The sequence below is a fragment of the Demequina sp. B12 genome, from assembly GCF_028823635.1.
Classification (GTDB): domain Bacteria; phylum Actinomycetota; class Actinomycetes; order Actinomycetales; family Demequinaceae; genus Demequina.
In genome coordinates this window covers 330,770-352,977 of record NZ_JAPEHU010000003.1, presented here as the reverse complement: position 1 = coordinate 352,977, position 22,208 = coordinate 330,770, and the positions used below count along the sequence as shown (strand labels likewise).

The 22,208-nt window shown below is 65.0% G+C and carries 18 protein-coding genes and 1 other RNA gene; 13 read left to right on the top strand and 6 right to left on the bottom strand.

Annotated features, from left to right (window positions below; all coding sequences use genetic code 11):
* Positions 1–81 precede the first annotated feature (81 nt).
* From ON058_RS09150 to ON058_RS09120, 7 genes are all read left to right on the top strand, one after another.
* Entirely contained in the window at positions 82–1,059 is a 978-nt protein-coding gene (locus ON058_RS09150) for a sugar-binding transcriptional regulator (RefSeq protein ID WP_274668736.1), read from the top strand.
* On the top strand, positions 1,056–2,609 hold the full coding sequence (gene lsrK / locus ON058_RS09145) for an autoinducer-2 kinase (protein WP_274668735.1): 1,554 nt from the start codon (positions 1,056–1,058) through the stop codon (positions 2,607–2,609). Before ON058_RS09150 ends, lsrK begins: the two co-directional genes overlap by 4 nt.
* A 36-nt stretch (positions 2,610–2,645) precedes the next feature.
* Positions 2,646–3,056: a cupin domain-containing protein gene (locus ON058_RS09140; RefSeq protein ID WP_274668734.1), complete on the top strand. Its 411-nt coding sequence runs from the start codon at positions 2,646–2,648 to the stop codon at positions 3,054–3,056.
* A 5-nt stretch (positions 3,057–3,061) separates the two neighbouring features.
* Positions 3,062–3,949 (top strand): 3-hydroxy-5-phosphonooxypentane-2,4-dione thiolase, encoded by an 888-nt coding sequence (gene lsrF, locus ON058_RS09135; RefSeq protein ID WP_274668733.1) that lies wholly within the window; start codon positions 3,062–3,064, stop codon positions 3,947–3,949.
* A 58-nt stretch (positions 3,950–4,007) separates the two neighbouring features.
* Positions 4,008–5,192 carry a class II aldolase/adducin family protein gene (locus tag ON058_RS09130; RefSeq protein ID WP_274668732.1) on the top strand — a complete coding sequence of 395 codons (1,185 nt, stop codon included), beginning with the start codon at positions 4,008–4,010 and terminating at the stop codon, positions 5,190–5,192.
* 229 nt (positions 5,193–5,421) lie between these two features.
* Positions 5,422–5,886, top strand: coding sequence for an SsrA-binding protein SmpB (smpB, locus tag ON058_RS09125; protein WP_274668731.1), 465 nt, complete (start codon positions 5,422–5,424; stop codon positions 5,884–5,886).
* Between the two features lie 142 nt (positions 5,887–6,028).
* Complete coding sequence (locus tag ON058_RS09120; protein ID WP_274668730.1) at positions 6,029–6,865, top strand: formate/nitrite transporter family protein; 837 nt, start codon at positions 6,029–6,031, stop codon at positions 6,863–6,865.
* Here ON058_RS09120 and ON058_RS09115 read toward each other — a convergent pair.
* A complete protein-coding gene (locus ON058_RS09115; protein WP_274668729.1) occupies positions 6,829–7,794 on the bottom strand; it encodes a serine hydrolase in 966 nt (321 codons plus the stop codon). The genes ON058_RS09120 and ON058_RS09115 overlap by 37 nt on opposite strands.
* An 81-nt stretch (positions 7,795–7,875) precedes the next feature.
* Positions 7,876–10,485 (bottom strand): MMPL family transporter, encoded by a 2,610-nt coding sequence (locus tag ON058_RS09110; protein WP_274668728.1) that lies wholly within the window; start codon positions 10,483–10,485, stop codon positions 7,876–7,878.
* 138 nt (positions 10,486–10,623) lie between these two features.
* Between ON058_RS09110 and ON058_RS09105 the strand changes: the two genes are divergently transcribed.
* The 3 genes from ON058_RS09105 to ON058_RS09095 all read left to right on the top strand — a co-directional run bounded on the left by ON058_RS09105 (position 10,624) and on the right by ON058_RS09095 (position 12,757).
* Complete coding sequence (locus ON058_RS09105) at positions 10,624–11,175, top strand: TetR/AcrR family transcriptional regulator (RefSeq protein WP_274668727.1); 552 nt, start codon at positions 10,624–10,626, stop codon at positions 11,173–11,175.
* Positions 11,176–11,242: 67 nt separating this feature from the next.
* Positions 11,243–11,610: a transfer-messenger RNA gene (ssrA, locus tag ON058_RS09100) on the top strand.
* A 190-nt stretch (positions 11,611–11,800) separates the two neighbouring features.
* Positions 11,801–12,757, top strand: a complete 957-nt coding sequence (locus ON058_RS09095) for an aldo/keto reductase (protein WP_274668726.1) — start codon at positions 11,801–11,803, stop codon at positions 12,755–12,757.
* A 14-nt stretch (positions 12,758–12,771) separates the two neighbouring features.
* On the opposite strand, the gene ON058_RS09090 is transcribed toward ON058_RS09095, so the two are convergent.
* The 4 genes from ON058_RS09090 to ON058_RS09075 all read right to left on the bottom strand — a co-directional run bounded on the left by ON058_RS09090 (position 12,772) and on the right by ON058_RS09075 (position 18,699).
* Positions 12,772–13,200 (bottom strand): LPXTG cell wall anchor domain-containing protein, encoded by a 429-nt coding sequence (locus ON058_RS09090; protein WP_274668725.1) that lies wholly within the window; start codon positions 13,198–13,200, stop codon positions 12,772–12,774.
* On the bottom strand, positions 13,197–14,804 hold the full coding sequence (locus ON058_RS09085) for a leucine-rich repeat protein (RefSeq protein ID WP_274668724.1): 1,608 nt from the start codon (positions 14,802–14,804) through the stop codon (positions 13,197–13,199). The genes ON058_RS09090 and ON058_RS09085 overlap by 4 nt, the downstream gene beginning before the upstream one ends.
* 104 nt (positions 14,805–14,908) lie before the next feature.
* The gene (locus ON058_RS09080; protein ID WP_274668723.1) at positions 14,909–17,530 is read right to left on the bottom strand and encodes an InlB B-repeat-containing protein; all 2,622 of its coding nucleotides are present in this window, start codon (positions 17,528–17,530) and stop codon (positions 14,909–14,911) included.
* Between the two features lie 92 nt (positions 17,531–17,622).
* The gene (locus ON058_RS09075) at positions 17,623–18,699 is read right to left on the bottom strand and encodes an acyl-CoA desaturase (RefSeq protein ID WP_274668722.1); all 1,077 of its coding nucleotides are present in this window, start codon (positions 18,697–18,699) and stop codon (positions 17,623–17,625) included.
* 159 nt (positions 18,700–18,858) lie between these two features.
* Here ON058_RS09075 and ON058_RS09070 point away from each other — a divergent pair, with 159 nt between their 5' ends.
* From ON058_RS09070 to ON058_RS09060, 3 genes are read left to right on the top strand one after another with little or no spacing between them, the layout of a single operon-like run.
* Positions 18,859–19,824, top strand: a complete 966-nt coding sequence (locus tag ON058_RS09070; RefSeq protein WP_274668721.1) for a calcium/sodium antiporter — start codon at positions 18,859–18,861, stop codon at positions 19,822–19,824.
* Positions 19,825–19,828: 4 nt separating this feature from the next.
* Entirely contained in the window at positions 19,829–20,605 is a 777-nt protein-coding gene (locus tag ON058_RS09065; RefSeq protein ID WP_274668720.1) for an ABC transporter ATP-binding protein, read from the top strand.
* A complete protein-coding gene (locus ON058_RS09060) occupies positions 20,587–22,185 on the top strand; it encodes a hypothetical protein (protein WP_274668719.1) in 1,599 nt (532 codons plus the stop codon). The genes ON058_RS09065 and ON058_RS09060 overlap by 19 nt, the downstream gene beginning before the upstream one ends.
* Positions 22,186–22,208: the final 23 nt, after the last annotated feature.

The window sequence follows — 22,208 nt, the reverse complement described above, 5'->3', positions numbered from 1 at the left end:
TTCCCCTCCCCCTGGCTGCGCCCCCACCACACCTTCTTTACTCGCCACCCCTACCCGCCACCACCACCTTTGGGAGAAACCATGAGCACGCAGCGCGGAACCGACGCCGACTGGGCAGCACAAGAACAGCTCACGCGAGCAGCCTGGTACTACTACGTCGAGTCCATGACCCAGGACGACATTGCCCGCCAACTCAACGTGTCGCGCGCCTCAGCCGGCCGCCTGTTGGACAAGGCCCGCAAGTCCGGCATCGTCTCTTTCACGATCGACTCCGACTATCTGGAGTCCTTCGGTGTCGCACAGCGCCTCCGTGAGGCGTACTCACTGTCCGAGGTGATTGTGTTGCCGCCGGCCGTTGACGGTCTGGTTTCCCAGCGCGACACCAACCGCAGGGTGGGCCTCGGTGGCGCCCAGTTCCTGCAGAACCGACTTTCCGCAGGGTCAACCGTGGGACTGGGATGGGGCGACACCGTCCACCAGACCATGCGTGCCCTGCACTCCGACCTCATGAGCAACGTGGCGATCTCGACCCTCACTGGTGGCGTGGGTGCGTACATCAACACGTTGAGCCTGGCGACCGGAGACATGGACGTTGAGCGCAAGAGTTCCGTCCTGCCCACGCCTTTGGTGGCTTCCACCGACACGCTGGCCGATGCCCTGCGTCAGGAGCAGGTCGTGCAGGACGCGCTCGAGTCCGCCAAGCGTGTGGAGTATGCGCTGCTGTCCGTTGGTGGCCTTGCGGGCCAGCCGACACTCGTGCAGATGGGGTACACCGGCGAAGAGGAAATGGCCCAGATCGCAGCCTCTGGTGCGGTGGGCGACGTGCTCGGCATCTTCTATGACGCCGATGGCAACACTGTGGATGTGCCATTGCACCGCCGGCGCATCGGTATTGACCTTGAAGACTTGCGTGCCATCCCGAACGTGGTGGGTGTCGCCGGCGGTCTGGACAAGCTTGATGCTCTGCGTGGTGCCCTGCGCGGAGGGTTCTTCTCCGTGCTCGTGACCACTGACGATGTTGCCGAGCGTCTGCTCGACGAGGCAGGGCAGCAACGATGAACCTTCTCGCCATCGATGCTGGCACCGGCTCCGTCCGTGCCGTCGTCTTCAACGCCGCAGGTCAGTCGCTCGGCAGCGCCTCCCGCGCATGGGAACACCGTGCCATCGAGGGCATCCCCGGTTCGATGGACTTCGACGTGGAGCACAACTGGGCTCTGGTGTGTGAGTGCATCAAGGGCGCGATCGCCGATGCCGGTGTTGAGGCGTCGAGCATCGCCGCCGCTGCCGCGACTTCGATGCGTGAAGGCATCGTGGTGCTGGACGAGCACGGCCAGGAGATTTGGGCTGTCGCGAACGTGGACGCCCGCGCTGAGCACCAGGTGGTGGAACTCGGCGTCGACGCGCAGCTCGAGGAGCGGGTCTATGCGGGCTCCGGGCAGACCTTCGCCCTGGCCGCCCAGCCTCGTCTCAAGTGGCTGGAAGCGCATCAGCCGGAGACTTACGCGCAGGCTCGCACGCTGGTGATGTTGTCGGACTGGGTCGCCTACCGGCTCAGTTCGGTGGCCGCGGTAGAGCCGTCAAACGGCTCAACCTCCGGAATGTTGGCGCTCGACACCCGTGCGGCCGATGCCACGCTTGCGTCCTCGTGCGGCGTACGTGACGATCTGCTTCCCCCGGTCGTGGAGCCCGGCACTGTTCTGGGGCCCGTCACCTCCGCTGCTGCGGCCGACACCGGCCTCACTACGTCGACCGTGGTGGTTGCTGGTGGTGGAGACGCACAGCTGGCGGTGCTCGGCACCGGCGTCAATGAGCCGGGTGCGGCGATGGTCATTGGCGGCACATTCTGGCAACTTGAAGTGAACGTGTCACAGCCGCACGTGCCCGCGGACATGAGTGTGCGGGTTAACGCCGCAGCCTTGCCGCACTTGTGGCAAGCCGAAGCGATCGCCTTCCACACCGGCACCGCCATTCGGTGGTTCCGCGACACCTTTGCGGGTGAGGAAACGCGCGCCGCTACGGAGGCCGGCATCGACCCGCTGACATACCTGGTGGACCGCGCTGCAGAGGTGCCCCCAGGCTCCGACGGCGTGATCCCCGTGTTCTCCGATCGCATGAACTATCGAGCCTGGCGCCATGCCGCGCCGTCGTTCCTGAACCTCAACCTTGAGGGTGGACCGCGCCTGCGTGCCGCCATGTTCCGGTCATTGATGGAAAACGCTGCGGTCGTCACCGCGGAGAACCTTGACCTGGTGGCACAGTTCGCGACACTCGCCGATGTTCCCGTCGCCTTTGGCGGGGGAGCAGCCAAGAGCCCCGTGTGGACTCAGATGGTGTCCGATGTCCTGGGCCGGCCCGTGCGAGTCCCCGTCGAGACAGAAGCGACCGCGCGCGGTGCCGCAGCCTGCGCAGCGGCTGGCGCCGGACTGTTCGCGGACCCCGCCGAGGCCGCGACGGCCTGGTCCGCATGGGACCGCCACCACGAACCTGACTTGCGCACCCACGCCATCTACACCGAGGTGCGCGAGCAATGGAAGGCCGCATATGCGCCACAGCTAGCCCTGATGGACGCGGGCGTCACCACATCGATGTGGCGAGCGCCCGGTGCCTGACACAGCTTCCCGGATGATCGAAGAGAGGTAAAACGCATGCAATACAAGGATTGGAACGACGTCGAGTTCCGGTTTGGCGAGTTCGGCCCCGGATACCTGATGCGCGGCCCCCGCACCGACCTTGGTGTGGTGCGACTGCGCCCCGGAGACGACGCAAGCAACCACTTCCACGCAGACATCGAGGAGACCTTCTTCGTTGTCGAGGGTCACGCGACCGTGTGGATCAACTGCACCGAAGAGCGCCACCTGTCACCCGGTGATGTGGTCCGTTGCGACCCAGGTGACATGCACTACTTCGTCAACAACGGCGATGACAACTTCAAGGCGTTCTTCATCAAGGCGCCTTGGAACCCCACCGACGTGGTCCAGGTGCCCTGGACCCCTGGAGAGCCTGTCCCCGATCTCTCCGAAGACGGCTACTCACAGCGCATCAACAAAGGAGTCTGATACTCATGGCTGATCTCGAAGGCAACCTCGAGGCGGACCGCTTCCACACCGACACCCCCGTGGCGGCAAGCACGTTCCACGTCAAGGGCGCGGAGTCGTACGACTACGGCATGAAGCACCGTCTGGGACGCATCTTCTCCCCGGAGTCGGGACGCACCGTCATGCTCGCGTTCGACCACGGTTACTTCCAGGGCCCCACCTCGGGCCTGGAGCGCCTTGACCTGAACATCGCGCCGCTGGCCCGCCACGCAGATGCCCTCATGGCTACCCGTGGCGCCCTGCGTACCTCGATTCCGCCGAGCCCCGGAACGCCGCTGGTGGTGCGTGCCTCCGGTGGTCCCTCGATCCTGAAGGACCTGTCGGATGAGCGCATCGCGATGGACATGTCCGATGCTGTGCGCATCGACGCTTCCGCCGTGGCCGTCCAGGTGTTCGTTGGCGGACCGGGGGAGACCCAGTCCGTGTACAACATGACGCGCCTGGTCGATGCTGGCATCAATGCGGGTATCCCGGTCCTGGGCGTCACGGCGGTGGGTCGCGAACTCACTCGCGACGCTCGCTACCTGCGTCTCGCCACCCGCATCATCGCGGAGCTGGGTGCTCAGATGGTGAAGACGTACTACTGCGATGAGGACTTCGAAACTGTCACCTCATCATGTCCGGTGCCGGTCATCATGGCGGGTGGCAAGAAGCTGCCCGTCGACGAAGCCCTCGACATGGCTTACAAGGCCATCGACCAGGGGGCCGCCGGCGTCGACATGGGACGCAACATCTTCCAGCGTGGAAACCCGGACGCGATGATCCGCACCGTCCGCGCGGTCGTTCACGAGGGCCTTGCCCCCGCGGACGGCGTCGAGATGTACCGGGACCTCAGCGGCGGGCTCGTTGACTGAGTTCGCTCCCGGACCTGGATTTCCCGTGCCGTCAGCCCTCCAGGAGGGGGCTGGCGGCATGGGATCCCACCCTGCGCTCGCAGGCGTGGCCGAGTGCGCATCGGCTTCACGCCTGCTAGGTGGGCACTCCTCGCTCGCCCTTGCTGGGGGCGGCAACACCTCGTGGAAGGACGCGGACACCGTCCACGTGAAAGCCAGCGGCTACTCGCTGGCCACCTTGAGCGTCGAGGGTTTTGCTGCCGTCGACCGCGCGGGGCTTGCGGATCTGATGCAAGACCCGCCTGCGGGAGATGGCGCCTTGCTGGATGCGATGGCAGCGTTGCAGGACGCCGTGCCCCCCAAGGTGCCGTCCATTGAGGCGCCGGTGCATCATGTGATTCCCGCGGCAACCGTTTTGCACACTCACGCAGACGCGATCGTCACCCTCACCAACGCCGTGGGGTGGCGGGACCATGTGGATGCCGCGCTGGGGGCGGTGACGGCACGCCTGGACTATTTCAAGCCTGGCCTGGACCTTTCGCGTGAGGTCGCTGACCTGGTCCGTGAGGGGCGGCTCGCTGTGGGCGAGGCTGCGGATATCGCTACCGGTCTTGTCCTGCGTCATCACGGTCTGTTCACCGCCGCTGATCGCGCTGAAGACGCGTACACCCACCACATTGCTTTGGTGCGTCGCGCCCAGGAGTACATCGCCGCCCACACGGGGATTGCGGTGGGACGGTCGGAAGCTCTGGATGCGGTGATTGATAGCGCGACCGACGCCGACCCCGCGTTGGTGGCACGGATCAGCGAGGCCGCCGGAGCTCCGCGCACTGTGGTGGAGGTGACGTCTCCAGGCAGCACCCAGTTCTTGTCTCGCGATGACATCCCGTCGATCACGCAGCGCGGAACGGCCACGCTCGAGCACGTGATCTACACCAAGCGCGTGCCATGTCTAGGAACGACCGCCGCTGACATCGATCAGTACGTCGCGAACTATGGCGCGTACTTTGAGCGCTGGCGTGACGAGCGCGGGGAGAACATCTCGATGCTCTCTCCCGAGCCGCGGGTCCTGCTGGACGGTGGCCGGATGTTTGCCGTGGGCAAGGACCGTGCGCAGGCGAGCTTGGTGGCCTCCGTCTATCTGCACACCATGGGCGTCATCATGGCGGCCGAGGGGCTGGGCGGATACTCGCCCGTGTCGGAAGGGGACTCCTTCGACATCGAGTACTGGGAGTTGGAACAGCGCAAGCTGCGTTCGTCGTAGCGCGCGGGGCGCCGGGTGCTTCTGAGCCGTCCCTGACACGTCACGCACCGAACCGCCGGCGAGTCCGCCCGGACACGCCGTCGAGCACCGGGAGTGTGGTCAGGGACGGCTCGCTTGCTGCCCGCGCATGACGCCCGCGCACATCGCCTAGACTCGTAAGTCCCGTCCGTGCCGTGGTGGTGCGGGCTGTTTCATGTGACGCAAGACGTGTGAGGTTAGGAGGTGCGCCATGCCTGAGGAGCTCAAGGTGATTGCGAGCAACCGCTCGGCCCGCCATGACTACTTCATTGACGACACCTTCGAGGCGGGTCTGGTGTTGCGTGGTACCGAGGTGAAGGCGCTGCGTGCTGGCCGCGCCTCGATCGGGGACGGCTACGTGTACATCGAGAACGGTGAAGCGTGGTTGGACAACGTCCACATCCCCGAGTACTCGCAAGGAACCTGGACCAATCACGCGCCGCGTCGCAAGCGCAAACTGCTGCTGCACCATGCGGAGATCGACCAACTCTTGATCAAGACTCGCGAAAAGGGCTTCACGATTGTGCCGCTGCGGCTGTACTTCGTGAAGGGGCGCGTCAAGATTGAGATTGGTATTGGTCGAGGCAAGAAGCATTACGACAAGCGTCAGACCTTGCGCGAGAAGCAGGACAACCGCGAGGCGCAGCGGGCCATGAGCCTGCGCCGCCACGACTGACCTGCGCGTAGACGCCCTCCGGTGCCTGTCGCGGTTCCGGTAGTGGTACCCGTGGCTGTCGCAGCGCCCGTGACGGTGGCGTGAGTCCGTCCCCGGACCAAAGGCCCTCATCCCGGACGCATGGGGCTTCTACATTTTCTCCATGCTCTCCATCACCGATGCTGTAGAAAATCAGGCGCGGGACGCGGCCGACAAGGTGCATCAGGCGCGCAACCACCCCTGGCGCTTCCTGATCTCAGGAATGCTCGCAGGTATGTGGGTGGGTGCTGGCGTCTACGTGATGTTCTCCGCGGCCGGTTCCTTCTTCATGCAGGGGTCAGCGGCCACGCGCCTCGTGTCCGGCGCAGTCTTCGCGATCGCACTGACGTTTGTCGTGTTCGCCGGCGGGCAGCTGGCGACCTCCGCGATGATGGCGCTGCCGATGGGGGCGATGCGGCGGGTGGTTTCGTGGTGGCAGGCCACCTGGACTCTGGGCGCGATCTTGCTGGGGAACCTGCTGGGTTCGCTGGGATTGGCCTGGGTGTTGAAGATGGCGGGAATCTTCACCCACGCAGACACGCAGGGAATGTTGGACGGGGCCTTGACCCTCAAGATGAGTTTCACGCCCACGGAGATGTTCTTCCGCGCGGTGATGTGCAACATCCTGGTGTGCGGTGCGATCTGGGCGGCATCACGTGTGAAGAGTGAGGCCGCCAAAGCCATCATCATCTTCTGGGGCGTCTTTGGCTTCATCGCGTCGATGTTTGAGCACGTCGTGGCCAACATGACGGTCTTTGGTTTGGGGCTGGTGGGTGCCAGCACCGTCACGGTGTCGTGGTCCGCCTTTGGCACCATGCTGGTGTGGGTGGGGCTAGGAAACCTGGTGGGTGGCCTGGTGGTCTTGGGAATCGCCTACACCGTGGTGGGAGGCCCGTACGGTCGCACGTCTCACGTGCCTGGCGTCTATGCCAGTACGGAGTCAATCGCCGCAAAGCCGTAGTGGGTCACATCTGACGCGACCGCGGACATCACTGCGACACCAGTTCCGGCTTCCCGGTCTGCACCCACGAACGACGCGAATCCGCCCGTCATCCCGTTGTGCCAGGTGATGGTGCGTCCCCGTGCGGGAGTGGTCATCCATGCGGCCCCCACCAGGGACGGAGGTTGAGCCTTCGCGAGGGGTTCCAGCGCATCGGCTCCAGGAAGTTCCGTGATGCCGGCGAGGCCCCGCAGCAGTGCTTCGAGGTCGTCCGCGCCAGCCCTCACCATGCCGGCGGGGGCGATGCCTTCACCGGTCCAGGCCGACTGGCTCACGCCCTTCTTCGATACGCCGCCCACGGCCGTGGTGCGAAGGTCGGTCGAGGAGGCTGCGACATACGCCTCGTGCATGCCCACGGGCCGCAGCACGCGCGTGTCCAGGAGCGCCGCATACGGCTGGCCTGCAGCCCCTGCGAGCGCGTGCCCCAGCAGTGAGTAGCCCAGATTCGAGTACCGGTAGCGCGCCCGCTTGAGTCGCGTGGCGCGTGCGTAGGCGAGCCATTCGTCAAGGCTGTCGCCGTACGGGTCCGTGCCGTCCTTCTTCATTGCTTTCACGCGTGCCCGCATGGGCTTGTCGCGATCGAAGCGGGGGAGCCGCGGAAGTCCGGAACGGTGGATGGCCACGTCCCCGAGCAGTAGATGTGCGGCAGGGGAGTTGCCCAAGTCCAACAGGTCGCCCAGCCGGGTCGTGGAGTCAATCTCGTCCCGTGCGAGTGCCTGCGAATACAGCAGTCCGGTGAGGCCTTTGGTGATGGAGCCGATCTCGCCGTCCGCGTCGGCGTCGACCCCGTAGGTGCGGCTGGCCGTTGCGCCGTCCTTGGCAATCGCGACCCACACCTGGGTGTGCCGTGGGGGCAGGAGGCGGCGAACATCGTCCAGCAGGGAATCCATGATGTGACCCTAACGCGTGGACGCAACAGCGCCCGGCCTCCGGAGGGGAGACCGGGCGCTGAGGTCCGATGCCGGGGCGGGCTACTTGGTGGAGTCGCCCGTGTCGGTGGTGTCGGCTGCGGGGGCTGTCGTGTCGCTGTCCGCTGCAGGTGCCGCCGCGACGGGCAGCGGGTGCTCACGTTCCAGCGCCGAACCTTCGACATCCACGTTGGGCAGGATCTTGTCGAGCCACTTGGGCATCCACCAGGCGCCCTCACCCACGATGTGCATGAGCGACGGGATGATCAGCATGCGGACCACGAACGCGTCGAACAGCACGCCGATGGCCAGGCCGAAGCCCATGGGCTGAATCATCGTGATGTGGGAGAAGATGAAGCCGCCGAAGACGGACGCCATGATGATGGCGGCCGCAGCCACGACTGCGCGGCCGTGACGCATTCCGGCGACAACGGATTCACGGGCGTTGGCGCCGTGAACGTAGGCCTCCCGCATTCCTGAGGTGATGAAGAGCTGGTAGTCCATCGCGAGACCGAACAGGATTCCGGTCAGCATGATGGGCAGGAAGCTCAGGATGGGGCCGGGTGCGTGGATTCCGAAGATGTCGCTGAGCCAGCCCCACTGGTACACGGCGGTGACGGCGCCGAAGGCTGCGAACAGCGACAGCACGAATCCAAGGGTCGCCATCACGGGGACCAGGATGGAGCGGAACACCACGATCAGGATGATCAGGGACAGCCCCACGACGACCGCGAGGTACACGGGAAGTGCATCCGCGAGCTTTTGGGAGATGTCGATGTTGCCGGATGCGGTGCCAGCAACGCCGAGCTCCGTGCCGTCCTCCAGAGGTGACAGGTCGCGGATGGCGTGCACGAGTTCCTCGGTGGACTCCGCGTTGGGGCCTTCCGTGGGGATGACCTGGAACGCCATGAAGTCCATGTCTTCGGAGACGCCTGCGGGAGCGACCGCGGCAACGGTGTCGTTCTCCATGAGCACGTTCTCGAGTTCCACCTGAGTGGCGAGCACCTGCTCTTCGGTGACGGCTTCCGCAAGATCCGCGGTCACGATGAGGGTGCCGTTCAGGCCTTCGCCGAACTTCTCGTCAATGATCGTGTACGCCTGGTACTGCGTGGAGTCGGGGAGTTCCTGGTCTCCTCCGGGAAGGCCCAAGCGCATGGATGCTGCGGGGATGGCGATGATGCCCAGAATCACCACACCGGCCACGACCTGAAGCCATGCCTGGCCGGTCTTGATGGGGGTGTAGGGCGCCTCAGGCTCCATGGGCTGACCGATCTTGTCTCGCGAACGACGCGAGATGGCCTTAGTGCCGATGAGTCCCAAGACGGCGGGCACCAGGGTGATCGCGACCAGGACGGCGATGAAGATGCAGAATGCCGCCACATTGCCCATGACGCCGATGAACGGGATGCCCGTGACGTTGAGCGCCAAGAGCGCGATGAGCACGGTCGAGCCAGCAAATACGACGGCGTTTCCTGCGGTGCCGTTGGCGAGGCCGATCGACTCGGTCACTTCCATGCCGCGCTTGAGGTTGGTGCGGTGGCGGTTGATGATGAACAGCGCGTAGTCAATGCCGACCGCGAGCGCCAGCATGACGCCGAGCACGGGGGTCACGGAGGACATGTCGAGCGTGCCGGACAGCGAGAGCGAGGCGGTCACGCCGACGCCGACGCCGATGACGGAGGTGATGATCGGTGTGACGGCGGGCCACACCACGCGCATCATGACGAACAGTACGACGAGCGCCATAAACACACCGATGACTTCGCCTACGCCCAGGATTCCGTCCACCGCGGTGGCGATCTCGGAGGAGAAGTACACGTCGACGCCGTCGAGCGGTGCCGCTTCGATGGACTCCATCACTTCGTCTTTGTCGCTTTGCGGCAAGGTCAGCATGTCGTCCACGAAGGTGACTGCACCAAGCGCGGTCGTGCCGTCTTCGGAAACTGCACGCACGGTCGCGGCGTTGTCAGCGAGCTGCTGGCCCAGTGCGAGCTGCTCTTCGGATGCGGCGAGTTCTTCGTAGCCGGCGTCGATCTGTGCCTGCTGGGATGCGAGTTCTTCGAGTCCTGCGGTGAGCTGTTCTTGTTGCGTGTCGAGTTCTGCCTGCTGGGCGTCGAACTGAGCCTTGGCAGCCTCGTATTGGCCTGCTTCCTGCGCCTGAGCGATGGCGGCATCGAGCTGCTCCTGGCCGGCATCCAACTGCTCTTGACCTGCCTGCGCTTCTGCTGCGGCTGCGTCGAGTTGTTCCTGGCCTGCGTCAAGTTCCGCGCGGCCGGTTTCGATTTGCTCGGCACCTGCGGCGAGCTGAGCGGCTTGTTCCTCGAGCTGTGCAGTGGTCGCGAACGGGTCGATCACGGCGGAGACTGACTCGAACTCGGCGACAGTAGCGAGCGACTCTGAGATCTGCTGTTGCTGATCAGAGGTGAGTTCCACGTCATCTTGAGACTGGTAGACGATCCGCGCGGTGGCGCCGTCGAGCCCTTCGAGCTCCTGCGAGAGCTGGTCGGTGACCTTTTGGGTCTCCGTGCCAGGGATGGAGAAGGAGTCGGTGAGGGTGCCGCCAAACGCGAGGAATGCGCCGACGGAGGCCGCGAGTGCGACGATCCACGCGACAATCGCGATAAACGGCTTGCGGGCGGACCCGCGTCCAAGCCGGAAGAGGAAGTTGGCCACGTCTGAGCCTTTCGGGGGTGGGGTGCAGGGCAGGTGGCGACAGTGCCAGACGGTAAGTCTAACCCCGCCGCGAGGAGTTTTTCGACAACTGTCGGTTAACGGTTGGTGCTTTCGCTGCGCGCCAGGCACAATGGCCGCATGGACGCCCGCATCGTGAGGACACGCCGCCGCCTGCAAGAGGCGTTGTTCAGCCTTGCCCGCGAGCGCGGCATCGACCATGTCAGTGTCTCCGACATCGCCGAACGTGCCGAGGTCAACCGCTCCACCTTCTATCAGCACTACTCCGACAAGGAGACCCTGCTCGCCGATGCGCTCGACATGGTCGCCGCCGAAGCCGGCGCCCAAATCGACGGCATTGACCCTGCCGCGGAACGTGCCCCCACGGTCTTGGTGGAGTTCCTGCTCCACATCGAAGCCCACGCGGATCTGTATCGCCGCGTGTTCACCGAGCCCGGCTACGGCGTGGTCCTGTCGCGCCTGCGCGAGCAACTGCACCAGGCGATCATCGCTGCCGCGCAGGACGAACGCGTCCACTCGATCGATGTGCCCCCACACGTGGTCGCTGCTGGCGTAGCCGGCTCGATCATCGGCGTCATTGGGGCATGGCTGTCCATGGACGACCGGCCGCCAGCGCTGGAAGCCGCCCAATGGGTGTGGACGGTGCTCCTGGGGCTGGGAGACATGGCCTAAGAGCATCGGCCTGCCACGGCGTTTACCGGCGCAGTGGTGGTGCGTACAATAGAAGGACAACTGCACAGGGGATGATCGGTTTCGACGTGTGTGCTTTCCTCAGGGGAAGCGGGCCGAGGACGTCACGTTATCTCGTTAACGCCCGTGACAAACCAATAGGTGCCGATTCCAAGCGCACCGACTTCGCCCTCGCTGCTTAAGCGAGCCCCGAAGTCCGTCAGCCCAGGCTAGTTCCCGTCCTGGTTCCTGGCGTCATCTAGGGAACTTGCTCCATCGCCATGTCGTCGGGCGGTGGGGGACTCTTAGACGACTGGGGCTATCGCACAGCTTGTCTGAAAGTCGTGCGGGTCCGAGACACTGTTTATTCAGACTGCGCCCGGAGAAGACCTGTCGTTGTACATGCGGACGCGGGTTCGATTCCCGCCATCTCCACGATTTCATCCCTGTCTAGGTGAGCACTAAGGCCGCCGCGATCCCTCAGCGTTCGCGGCGGCCTTGGTGTCTCTGTATGCAGCGTTCCTGCATGCAGCACACACTTTAGCGGACTCATGCGTCCGGAGCGATGTGGAGTCCCACCCTGGCAGTGAAGTGGGGCCGGGGCGATGCGCCGGTTACGGTGGACCTCATGGAACAGCGACGACTTGGCTCCGCTCCCTTCACCGTGTCCGCCATGGGACTGGGGTGCAACAACTTTGGGCGCGAAGGCACCGTGTCCATCACGCAGGAAGGGACCACAGCGGTGCTGGACGCCGCCATCGACGCAGGCGTCACCTTCCTCGACACGGCGGACCTGTATGGCCGCGAATGGGGCGAAAGCGAAACCCTCATGGGCGTTGCGCTGCGCGGCCGCCGTGACGAGGTGATCCTCGCCACCAAGTTCGGCTACACCGAGGTCGCGACGCCCCTGGACAGCATCGGCCCCAAGGGATCTCCCGAGTACCTCCGCGCATCGCTCGACGCTTCGCTCACCCGTCTTCAGACTGACTATGTGGACCTGTTCCAGCAGCACCAGCCCGACCCCTCTGTCCCCATTGAGGACACGCTCGGCGCGCTCGCGGAGTTGGTGGAGCAAGGCAAGATTCGCGCGTATGGCGTCTCGCAGTTCACTGCCGCACAACTGCGGGAAGCCGATGCCGCGGCCAAGTCTCGCTCCTTGCCGGGCCTCGTCTCGAGTCAGGATGAACTGAGCCTGATCGCCCGCGGCGTCGAAAAGGACGGACGCTTCTCCACCGCGCACGACATCGACGCAGGCTTCTTGCCGTTCTTCCCGCTCGCCAACGGACTGTTCACCGGCAAGTTCACCCGCACGGACATGCCCGCAGACTCCCGCATCGCCAAGGTTCGCCCCCACATTGCACAAAACGCCGACTGGGACGCCATGGAGGCATTCCAGGCCCTGTGCGACGACTGGGGAGTGACGATGCTGGAAGCGACGCTCGGCTGGTTCCTGTCGCATTCCGGGGTGTCGTCGGTGATCGCGGGAGCCACCCGGCCGGAGCAGGTCACGCAGAATGCGAAATCCTCGCATTGGCGTCCCTCCTCCGACCAGGTGGCGTTGATCGAGTCATTGTTCCCCGCATAAGCGAGGAAGCCGGTCTACACCCGGCGCCTGACCAAGACGAGCACGGCACCGGCAAGCAGCGCCATGACCGCGATCGACAGCAGTCCGGTGACGTTGCTCGCGCCCGTCGCCGCCAGTTCCCCGGAGCGAGTGTCCTGGCCGGCATCCTGACTGCTTCCTTCATCGGTGCCGCTACCTGCGCCGTCGCTAGTGGGCGAAGGGTCAGGGGTAGCCGTGGCATCGGGGCTGGGCTCTGCCAGTACCTCAACCGTTACCGGGGACGACGCACTGCCGCTCACCGCTGTCGCGACCAGCGAATGGTCACCGGCGCTTGCATCGGCAGGGATGGTCACCTGAGTGGCGAACGCACCGCTGGCATCGGCCGTCACTGTCATGAGGGTCACTGGGGTGGAGTGGAGCTCAACCGTCACCGTTTCACCCGGGTCAAACCCGGCACCGGTCACGGCGATCTGCGCACCTGCCTGAGCGGTTGACGGTGCCTCAGGCTGTAGTCGCTTGTGGTGTAGACAGCCTCGAACGTGAGGGCCGATGTGATGGGTGCGGCGAAGTCAGCGGCGGCTCCGGACAGCAGCCAGCCCTCGAAACGGTGGCCGGAGACGAACGGTGCGACGGGAGCGGTCGCCGTCATGCCGTGGTCGACTGTGGTCACATGAGCCGTGAGCCCGTGGCCGAACTCAAACGTGATGTCGTAGCTGCTGCCCTCCCACTGGGCGTACAGAGTAGTGGGACCGCTGACTGTATCTGAGGCGAAGTTCCACGGCGACGTACCGGCCGCATCGGTGGACCACCCCAGGAAGTCATGGCCGGTGGCGGTCAACGGTGCTGGTTCCGTCGCCGTGTCGCCCACGGGCACATCCTGGTCAGCAGGCGCGGTGCCCTGGCCGTTGGTGTTGAACGTGACGGTCGCAACCGGTGAGGTGGGGTAGGCGGTCGAGTCCAGCGCCCCGTACGGGCTCCACGTGGGGCTGCCAAACCCGGTGTTGCCCACGTTGAATGTCACCGTTGCCGGGGTGAAGCCGCTCTCGGGGAACCAGGAGGTCGGCAGTGCTTCCACTCCCATGACAGGTTCATCGCCCAAGAACGTGGCCGTGACGAGGGGATTGTTGCCAAACGCGTATGTCCCCAGCTCGGTGATGTGCGACGGGATCGTGAGGTGGGTGATGTCGTTGTCATAGAACGCGTCTGTCGCGATGGACGTCAGGCCAGAGGGGATCGCGACGGATGTCAAAGCGTTGCTGGTGAACGCTGAGACACCCAAGGATGAAAGTGAGTCGGGGAGGTCGACCGTGGGCCCAACACCGGTGGAGTAAAAAGCACTGTCGCCGATGGTGGTGACGGTGCTGGGGATGTCGATCGTTGATGACGCGCCGGCCCCGAGGGGGTTCTCGGTGAGAACGCCGGTGGGGATGGCCGTCAGTGTTGACGGGAACGTGAAATCCTCGATGGCGTTCGAGGAGAACGCGTAGGAACCGATCGACGTGACCGACTCCGGAAGGACAACGGAACCAGACAGGCCAACGCCGGAGAAGGCGCTGGGACCAATCGTGGTCAGCTGAGAGGGCGCCTCGAACGTGACTGTCTCCAGGTTGAAGCCTTGTGATGTGAATGCACCCTCCCCGATGACTGTGGTCGACGCGGGGATAGTGATGTCCGTGAATGCGTTGTTGGCGAACGCACGGGCACCCAGTGTCACGAGCGAGTCGGGCAAGTCGATCGAGTCGAACTGGTTGTACCGAAAGGCCTCGGCGCCGATGCTCTGGACAGTGTCGGGGATCGTCACCAAGGTGGCGTACTCGTAGTAGAAGGCCTGGTCGGCAATGGCGGTGACGACATAGGTGTCGGTACCGTCATTGACGTTCTCCGGGATGGAGAGCGTCGATGGACAGGGATAACCCACACATCCGGTCACGGTCGCCGTGTTGTCAGGGTTCACGTCGAAGGTGTAGGCGCCCCCGGTGTCGGTCACTGCGGAGGCAGGTGCGGCAGCAAGGAGGCCTGCCGCGCCCAGGGCGATCCCCGCCATGAGTGTTCGCTTCGCGAGTTTCATAGGGTTCCTTTGGTTGGGGTGTGCAAGAGTCACGATCGTGGTTGAGGTATGCCGCAGCCTGGGTGACCTCGTAGGAGACCGCCCAGGTGCGGGGATGAGCGGGGTTAGGCCTTGCGGCGGATGATCAGCGCAGCGGCACCTGCTGCGAGGAGCAGGAAGGCCACGAACGCGAGTGTGCGCGTGTGTGCGGCTCCCGTACTGGCGAGTGCGGGCTGTTGCGCACCGGCCGGGGCGTCGCTTGCCCCCGTGTCAGAGCCGCCATCAGAGGTGGTCTCGCCATCCGCAGACTCAGCCGTCGGTGCTGCGGTGACAGTGAACGCTTGCTCCGCCGTGCCTGACCCGGCCGTGAGTACCAGCGTGTGGTCTCCCGGCGCGGTGTCCGCCGGAATGGTGACGGCGAGCGTGAAGGTGCCTGACGCATCGGCCGTGGTGCGTCCCAGCGAGACTGGCGTGGAGTGCAACTCTGCTGCGATGGTCTCGTAGGGGTCAAAGCCGTTGCCGGTGAGCGTGATCTGCTCGCCCTGCGTGGCTGAGGAAGGGCCGCGAAGAATGCGCTCATTCTCCGTGTACACGGCGGTGAGGGCGAGGTCTTCGCTCACTGTTGCGCTGGCGTCCCACACGCTTCCGTCGGCGAGCTCCCAGTGGGAGAACGTGTGACCGCTGAGGAAAGGTGTCGCTTGCTCAGCGGGCGGCGCCGGGTAGGCAGCGGTAGCTGCCCACGGGGCGGTGCCGTTGGCAGGGTCAAAGGTCACGGTGTACTCGACAGGCGTCCACTGCGCGGTCAGCAGCGTGTGTCCCGTCACGATGCTGAGGAAGGTCCACGGCTGGGAAGCCGCGTCGGACCAACCGGAGAACGTGTAGTGATCCTTCGTGGGGGCTACAGGTGCCGATGCGGGGGCTGGGTAGGTCACGTCCTGCGGGGCCACTGCCGAGCCGCCAGCCGAGTCGAACGTCACCGTGTAGGTGTGCGGCGTGAACCTGGGCTCGAACCGCGGCTCAACACCAAAGTGTGTGAGAAAGTGCACCTGGGTTGTCGAGAAGTAGGCGCTCAACGGACTCTCGAACGCGCTGGCAGGGCCGGTAGCGATCCACCAACCGTCGAAGGTGTGATGCTCACGGTCGAGTTGGCCCAGGTGGAGGTTGTCGACTCGCACGTGGGAGTTGTCTGGAAGGTGGACTGCCTCGATGGGGGAGCCTGGCGCGAAGAGGTGGTTGGCAAAGAAGCGCAGCGCGAAGTTCTGGGCCCCCACCGTGATGGTTGCGGGAACCATCAGCTCGGACTGCGTGGCACCTTCGGGGGTGAGCCCCGTCACGGTGAATGTCCCTGACGCGGGATCGGCGGTGTAGGTGAAATGAGCATCGCTGACATGTGCCGTGGTCCAGGTTGCGGTCAGTGCGGTGTCGTCGGTCACGGTGGTGGCGAAGTCCCACGGGGTGTCGGAGCTGTCGACCCAGCCGGTGAAAACGTAGTCCGCGCGTGATGGCACCGGCGGCGCCGTGGCGGTATCGGGGTAGGTCACGGACTGGTCCGCGACGGGTGTTCCGCCTGCACTGTCAAAGGTGACCGTGTAGATGTCCGGGATCCACTGCGAGGTGAGGGTCAGGGGCTCGGTCACGGTCGTGGCAAAGTCCCATGCCGCGCCGCCGGCAGAAGCCCAGTAATCGAAGGAGTAGTGGTCGCGCGTCGGATCGGCAGGCTCCGTGGCCGTGCCGGGGAACGTGATGTTCTGGCCCGCGACCGCGCTCCCGCCTGCGGAGTCGAACGTTACGCCGTAGACGTCTGGCGTCCACCGTGCGGTGAGTGTCATGTCAGCGTCGATGGGGTCGGAGAAGTTCCACAGGGTTCCACCGGACGTCTCCCAGCCTGCGAGTGTGTAGTGGTCTCGCGTCGAGTTGGGGGAGGAGAGAGCCTCGGGGTACGTGGTGGTGGTCGATGCCACAGCCGAGCCGCCATTGGCGTCGAAAGTCACGTTGTACTGGGCGGCAGTCCAGCGCAGGTAGAACGTGGTGTTGCCGTAGACGGTGCCGCCGCTCGTGACGGGAAAGCCCGCGGTGGGGTGCGTGTACCAGCCTTCAGACACGTAGTGCTGACGCGCGGGGGCTGCAGGCAGGGTGATGTCTGTGTAGGACGTGAGGTACGGGTACTGCGCCGACTGTTGGGGCGTGGTGCCGCCGTCGCTGAAGTTAAACGTTGTCGTGTACTGATTGACTTCATAGCGGGCGTACATGGTCCCTGCAGGGGCTTGTCCTGACCACGTCACTTGAGCGCCGCCGGTCGGGGCCGTGAACCAGCCGGTGAACGTGTGCCCCGGCTTGGACGGTGCGATGCTTGCGGCACTGACCCACACGGGTCCGTTGAAGGTGATGGACTCGAGCGGGTTGCCGCTGAGGGCGTAGTTGCCAATGTCGGTGACCTGAGATGGCAAAGCGACAGAGGTGATCCCCTTGTCGTGGAGCGACCACGCGTTGATCAGGGTGACGGGGCAGGTGTTGCCGTCGTCGGTGATGGTGCCGGGAACAGTGATGGCTCCGCCGCTACCGGCGTAGCCAGCGATGTGGCCGGTGTAGGTGCCAGAGCCTGAGGCGTCGGTGCAGATCCCGACGAGCCCGTTGGGCAGTTGGACTGCTTGTGCGCTGGGTGCCAGAACCTGGAGTCCTGCCGTGGTCAGTAGCAGACTGAGCGCGGCCACTACGGCCGCCCTCGTCTTCGAGATGCGTGCGGTCATGTTCCCCTCCATGAACAGTGTTCATGGACACAATACATGCATGCCTGTATGCAATCTCTTTAGTGTGGCAAATTCCGCTCGAACGAGGGCGATTACCTGCCCATCGCCACGCGTTCAGGGCAGTCGAACGGGTCCCGTGCCGCCAGACCTACGCGGTTGAGGTAGGCGATGACAATGCCGTAGGACTCGATCAGCGTGGTTTCCGTGTAGGGCACGTCGTGGGTAGCGCAGTACTCGCGCACCACTTCCCGGGTACGTGCGAGGTGAGGCCGAGCCATGTTGGGGAACAGGTGATGTTCGATCTGATAGTTGAGCCCGCCCAGCAGGATGTTCATGCCCCAGCCTCCGCTGATGTTGCGGCTGGTCAGCACCTGCTTGGAAAGGAAGTCGAGTTTCACGTCGGGGTCCACAATCATCATGCCCTTGTGGTTGGGCGCAAAACTGGCGCCCATGTAGACGCCAAAGACGGCCAGCTGCACCCCGACGAAGGCGAAGGCGATGCCCAGCGGCAGGAACAGAAACACCGGCGTCAGGTAGACGGCGAAGTGTGCCGCGATCAGCGGCAGTTCCACCCAGCGCTGTCGACGAGTGCCTTGGGTTACCAGCGACGCCACCGAGCGGTAGTGCAGGTTGAGCCCCTCCAGGGTGAGGAGTGGGAAGAACAGCCAGCCCTGACGCACGGTGATCCACTTGATGAGTCCGCGCGCCTCGCGTGCGTCTTCCTCAAGGAAGGAAATGGTGTCCTTCTCGATGTCGGGGTCCGCGCCTCGCTTGTTCGGGTTGGCGTGGTGGCGAGAGTGCTTCGTCATCCACCACTGGTGAGAGACGCCCACGACGAATGCGGAGAGCGCCCTGCCCAAGCGGTCATTAGCTGGCCCTTTGGCGAAGACGGCGCGGTGGGAGGCTTCGTGGCCCAGGAACGCCACCTGAGTGAAGAAGAGTCCAAATCCGGCGGCAATGAGTAGTTGGAACCACGAGTCGCCGAGCAGCACGAAACCGGTCACCAGCGCTCCCAGCGCTACGGTCAGCGCCACCGCGTAGCCCACATAGAACGAGTGAGCGCGTTCCAGCAGGCCCATCTCGCGGATGGTGGCCGCGAGATCGGTGAAGCGGTGGGTGATGTGGTTGACGGGGTAGCGGGGCGCATCGTGCGTAGGAGTCGAAGGCATGCCTCTCCTGGGTTGGCGTGTGTCCGACTTCTCAGCCGAGTGTCCGGGTGCGCTCGGTGCGCGTGCCGCCCACCCTACGGGACCGTAGGTTAGAAGGAAACCCCTCGGACGGGGGAAAGCCGCGAGGGCGGCAATATCCGCGCCATTACGCTTATCGTCATGCTGGTCCCCATCCTTGCCGCCCTCGCAGGCCTCGCAGCGCTCGCCTGGAGCGCAGACAAGTTCGTCCTCGGCGCATCGGCGGTCGCCCGCTACCTCGGTATGGCGCCGCTGCTCATCGGAATGCTCGTCATCGGTTTTGGAACGTCGATGCCGGAGATGGTGGTGTCCGCCTTCGCCGCCGCAGACGGCGCCCCTGAAATCGCACTCGGTAACGCCTTCGGCTCGAACATTGCGAACATCGGCCTCATCTTGGGAACCACCGCGCTGATCCTCCCCATCATCGTCAGGCGAGGAATCCTCCGGACAGAGCTGCCATTGCTCATCGTGGTGACCGCCGCGGCCTGGCTGCTGATGAGCGACGGCGAGCTGTCCTCGGGCGACGCCGGCGCCATGTTGCTCATGCTGGTCACGCTGATCGTCTGGCAGATCATGAGCGCACGGGGCAAGTCAGGAGACCCGCTCGAGGCTGACGTAGAGAAGGAAGCGTCCGCGCACCCCATCAGCAAGAAGGCGGCCTGGATATGGCTGCTCGTGGGCCTGGTGCTGCTGGTGCTGTCCTCGCGTCTGCTGGTGTGGGGTGCCGTGGAGATCGCCGAGTCGCTCGGCTGGTCGGACCTCGTCATCGGCCTGACTGTCGTGGCGATCGGAACCTCGGCGCCCGAACTCGCCTCCGCCATCGCGGCCGCGCGCAAGGGCGAGAACGACCTCGCGCTGGGCAACGTCATCGGCTCCAACCTCTTCAACACGCTCGGCGTGGTCGGCATCGCGGGACTCATCCACCCCGCGGTCGTGAGCAACGAGTTGCTGACGCGAGACTTCCCCATTCTGATGACGTTCACGGTGGTGCTCGTGGTCATGGGCTTCAGGTGGAAGGCCGACGGTCGCATCAACCGGCTTGAGGGCGCCGTGCTGGTCTCCGGGTGGCTGGGATACACCGCATATCTAGTGTTGGCGGCGGGGTAGGCACATGGGCTCGCCCGCAACTGCACCCGTCGCCGCGATGTCGCTGCGAGGACTGACCAAGCGATTCGGCGCCACGGTGGCTGTTGCGGGAGTCGACCTCGACATCCCTACGCACTCGTTCTATGGGGTGGTGGGGCCCAACGGCGCCGGCAAAACCACCACCTTGTCCATGGCCACAGGGCTCTTGGAACCGGACACGGGCACCGCGCTCATCCACGGCATCGACATGTGGCGCCACCCCGCCCAAGCGAAGCCACTGGTCGGGGTCCTGCCGGACGGGCTGCACACCTTTGATCGCCTCACCGGCGGGGAACTCATCAGCTATGCCGGGCTCATGCGTGGGCTCGACAAAGCCACCGTCAAGCAGCGCCGGGACGACCTCCTCGCCGCGTTGGATCTTGACAACGCCGGAGCCACGCTCGTCACGGACTTCTCGGCAGGAATGACCAAGAAGATCTCCCTCGCGTGTGCCCTGGTTCACGCGCCGCGGGTGCTGGTGCTCGACGAACCCTTCGAAGCGGTCGACCCCGTCTCCGCCGGAGCGATCAGACGCATCCTGCAGGAGTTCGTGGCCTCGGGCGGCACCGTCGTGATGTCGAGTCACGTGATGGCGCTCGTGGAGCGTTTGTGTGACCACGTCGCGGTCGTCGGGCACGGACAGATCCTGGCATCCGGAACGCTGGACGAGGTGCGTGCTGGGCGCGACCTCGAAGACCGATTCGTGGAACTCGTGGGGGATGTGTCAGATCAACGGGACTTGTCGTGGTTGCGACAATCCTGAAACTGAAGTTCACCACGGTGGCGCACCAACTGCGCCGCGAATGGTGGCGGGCGCTGCTGCTCATCGGTGGGGCCGTGTGGTCGTTGACGCTGGTCCCCATGGTTTTTTGGGCACAAACGTGGCTGGGCTTCGAGACGTCCGATGTGCGCGGCACGATCCTGGTGATCTTTGCCGCAGTCTGCACCGCGGGATGGATGGTGGTGCCGCTGTTGGTGACTGGGTTGGAAGACACCCTGGACCCCGGCCGCTTCGCCACCCTGGGAGTGGACGCTCGCCGTATCGCTCCGGGTCTCATCATCGCGGCCTTTCTGACGGTTCCAGCGCTGTTCTTCATGCTGGTGTTCACCGTTCTTTCAGGCGCCTGGAGATACGAGTCCGGCTGGACGCAGGCCGTTGCCGTCGTGGGGGGACTGTTGACGGTGGCCACGATGGTGCTCGGCGCCCGTGTGGCAGTGGCGTGGAGTTCGCGCGCAGTCAATGAACGCCGTACCCGGGTGCTGTTGTTTCTGGCGATCGGGCTCGGGGTGGCCGTCGTGGGTTCGGTGACGTGGCTGGTGTTGCGGGACGGCCTGGAAAGCGGCCTGGAAAGCACCGTGCCGGTGCTGGGGGAGTGGCTGGGACGAACCCCGCTGGGTGCTGGCATGCAGGCCCCGGCGGTGTGGGCGGCAGGAGACGCGTGGGGTGCGGTGTGGCGGCTACTGGTGGTGGCGGGAACCGCGGTGCTGTTGGCGTTGGCCTGGAAGGACTCCATTGCGCACGCCCTGGTTCACCCCGTGCATCGCGGCGGGGGTCGCCAGCGCCGCGTTGATGCGGTCATGGCAGGTGCCGGGGAAAACAACTCGGGGTGGTGGCGTGCGTCTGGCCCTATGCGGGCCGTGCGTTCGCGCATGCTGATTTCGTGGTCCACGGATGCGCGGTACATCGTTGCTGCGCTGGGGGTGGTGGCGCTTCCCGTGGTGTTCTTCGCGATCCTCATGCCCGTGCTGAGTCTTGACCCTAGGTGGGCGTTCGCTGCGCCCCTGTTGTTGGCATCGTCCATTGGGTGGGGGCGTCACAACGACGTTGCTTTGGATTCCTCCGGGCTGTGGCTCGACATCGTGTCGGGTTCGCGTGGCCGCGACATCATGATGGGGCGCCTCCAAGCGGTGCTGATCTGGGCGGCTCCTGCCACGGGAGTGGCAGTGCTCGGGGTGCTGGTGTGGAGCGGGCGATGGGCCGATGCGCCTGGCTTGGTGGGGGCCGCTGCCGGCACGCTGGGAGCGACGTTGGGGGTGTCGGCGGTGTGTGCGGTGGTGTTTCCGTACCGGGCGCCTGGCCCTGGGGAGAACCCTTTTGGGGCGGAAGTTGGGTCGCTGGGCGCGAGTTTGCTGGCTCAGGTGGTCTCGTCGCTGGGGATGCTGGTGGTGTTGCCGTTGGTGACCGTGCCGCTGGTGCTCGCATTGACGGTCCATAGCGGATGGGGGTGGGTCGCACTGGTCACTGGCGTGGTGATCGGTGCACTTGCGTTGGTGTGGGGAGCGAGGGTTGCGGGCGCGCTCTACGACCGGCGCTCGGGCCGACTCATCGGCGCGGTCACGTGAACCAGCGTTGTCTCAGCGGCCGC

What these genes read in the sequence shown, in the direction of transcription:
- ON058_RS09150 (WP_274668736.1), top strand. Translation starts at nt 82, where the DNA reads ATGAGCACGCAGCGCGGAACCGACGCCGACTGGGCAGCACAAGAACAG.
- lsrK (WP_274668735.1), top strand. Translation starts at nt 1,056, where the DNA reads ATGAACCTTCTCGCCATCGATGCTGGCACCGGCTCCGTCCGTGCCGTC.
- ON058_RS09140 (WP_274668734.1), top strand. Translation starts at nt 2,646, where the DNA reads ATGCAATACAAGGATTGGAACGACGTCGAGTTCCGGTTTGGCGAGTTC.
- lsrF (WP_274668733.1), top strand. Translation starts at nt 3,062, where the DNA reads ATGGCTGATCTCGAAGGCAACCTCGAGGCGGACCGCTTCCACACCGAC.
- ON058_RS09130 (WP_274668732.1), top strand. Translation starts at nt 4,008, where the DNA reads ATGGGATCCCACCCTGCGCTCGCAGGCGTGGCCGAGTGCGCATCGGCT.
- smpB (WP_274668731.1), top strand. Translation starts at nt 5,422, where the DNA reads ATGCCTGAGGAGCTCAAGGTGATTGCGAGCAACCGCTCGGCCCGCCAT.
- ON058_RS09120 (WP_274668730.1), top strand. Translation starts at nt 6,029, where the DNA reads ATGCTCTCCATCACCGATGCTGTAGAAAATCAGGCGCGGGACGCGGCC.
- ON058_RS09115 (WP_274668729.1), bottom strand. Translation starts at nt 7,794, where the DNA reads ATGGATTCCCTGCTGGACGATGTTCGCCGCCTCCTGCCCCCACGGCAC.
- ON058_RS09105 (WP_274668727.1), top strand. Translation starts at nt 10,624, where the DNA reads ATGGACGCCCGCATCGTGAGGACACGCCGCCGCCTGCAAGAGGCGTTG.
- ON058_RS09095 (WP_274668726.1), top strand. Translation starts at nt 11,801, where the DNA reads ATGGAACAGCGACGACTTGGCTCCGCTCCCTTCACCGTGTCCGCCATG.
- ON058_RS09085 (WP_274668724.1), bottom strand. Translation starts at nt 14,804, where the DNA reads ATGAAACTCGCGAAGCGAACACTCATGGCGGGGATCGCCCTGGGCGCG.
- ON058_RS09080 (WP_274668723.1), bottom strand. Translation starts at nt 17,530, where the DNA reads ATGACCGCACGCATCTCGAAGACGAGGGCGGCCGTAGTGGCCGCGCTC.
- ON058_RS09075 (WP_274668722.1), bottom strand. Translation starts at nt 18,699, where the DNA reads ATGCCTTCGACTCCTACGCACGATGCGCCCCGCTACCCCGTCAACCAC.
- ON058_RS09070 (WP_274668721.1), top strand. Translation starts at nt 18,859, where the DNA reads ATGCTGGTCCCCATCCTTGCCGCCCTCGCAGGCCTCGCAGCGCTCGCC.
- ON058_RS09065 (WP_274668720.1), top strand. Translation starts at nt 19,829, where the DNA reads ATGGGCTCGCCCGCAACTGCACCCGTCGCCGCGATGTCGCTGCGAGGA.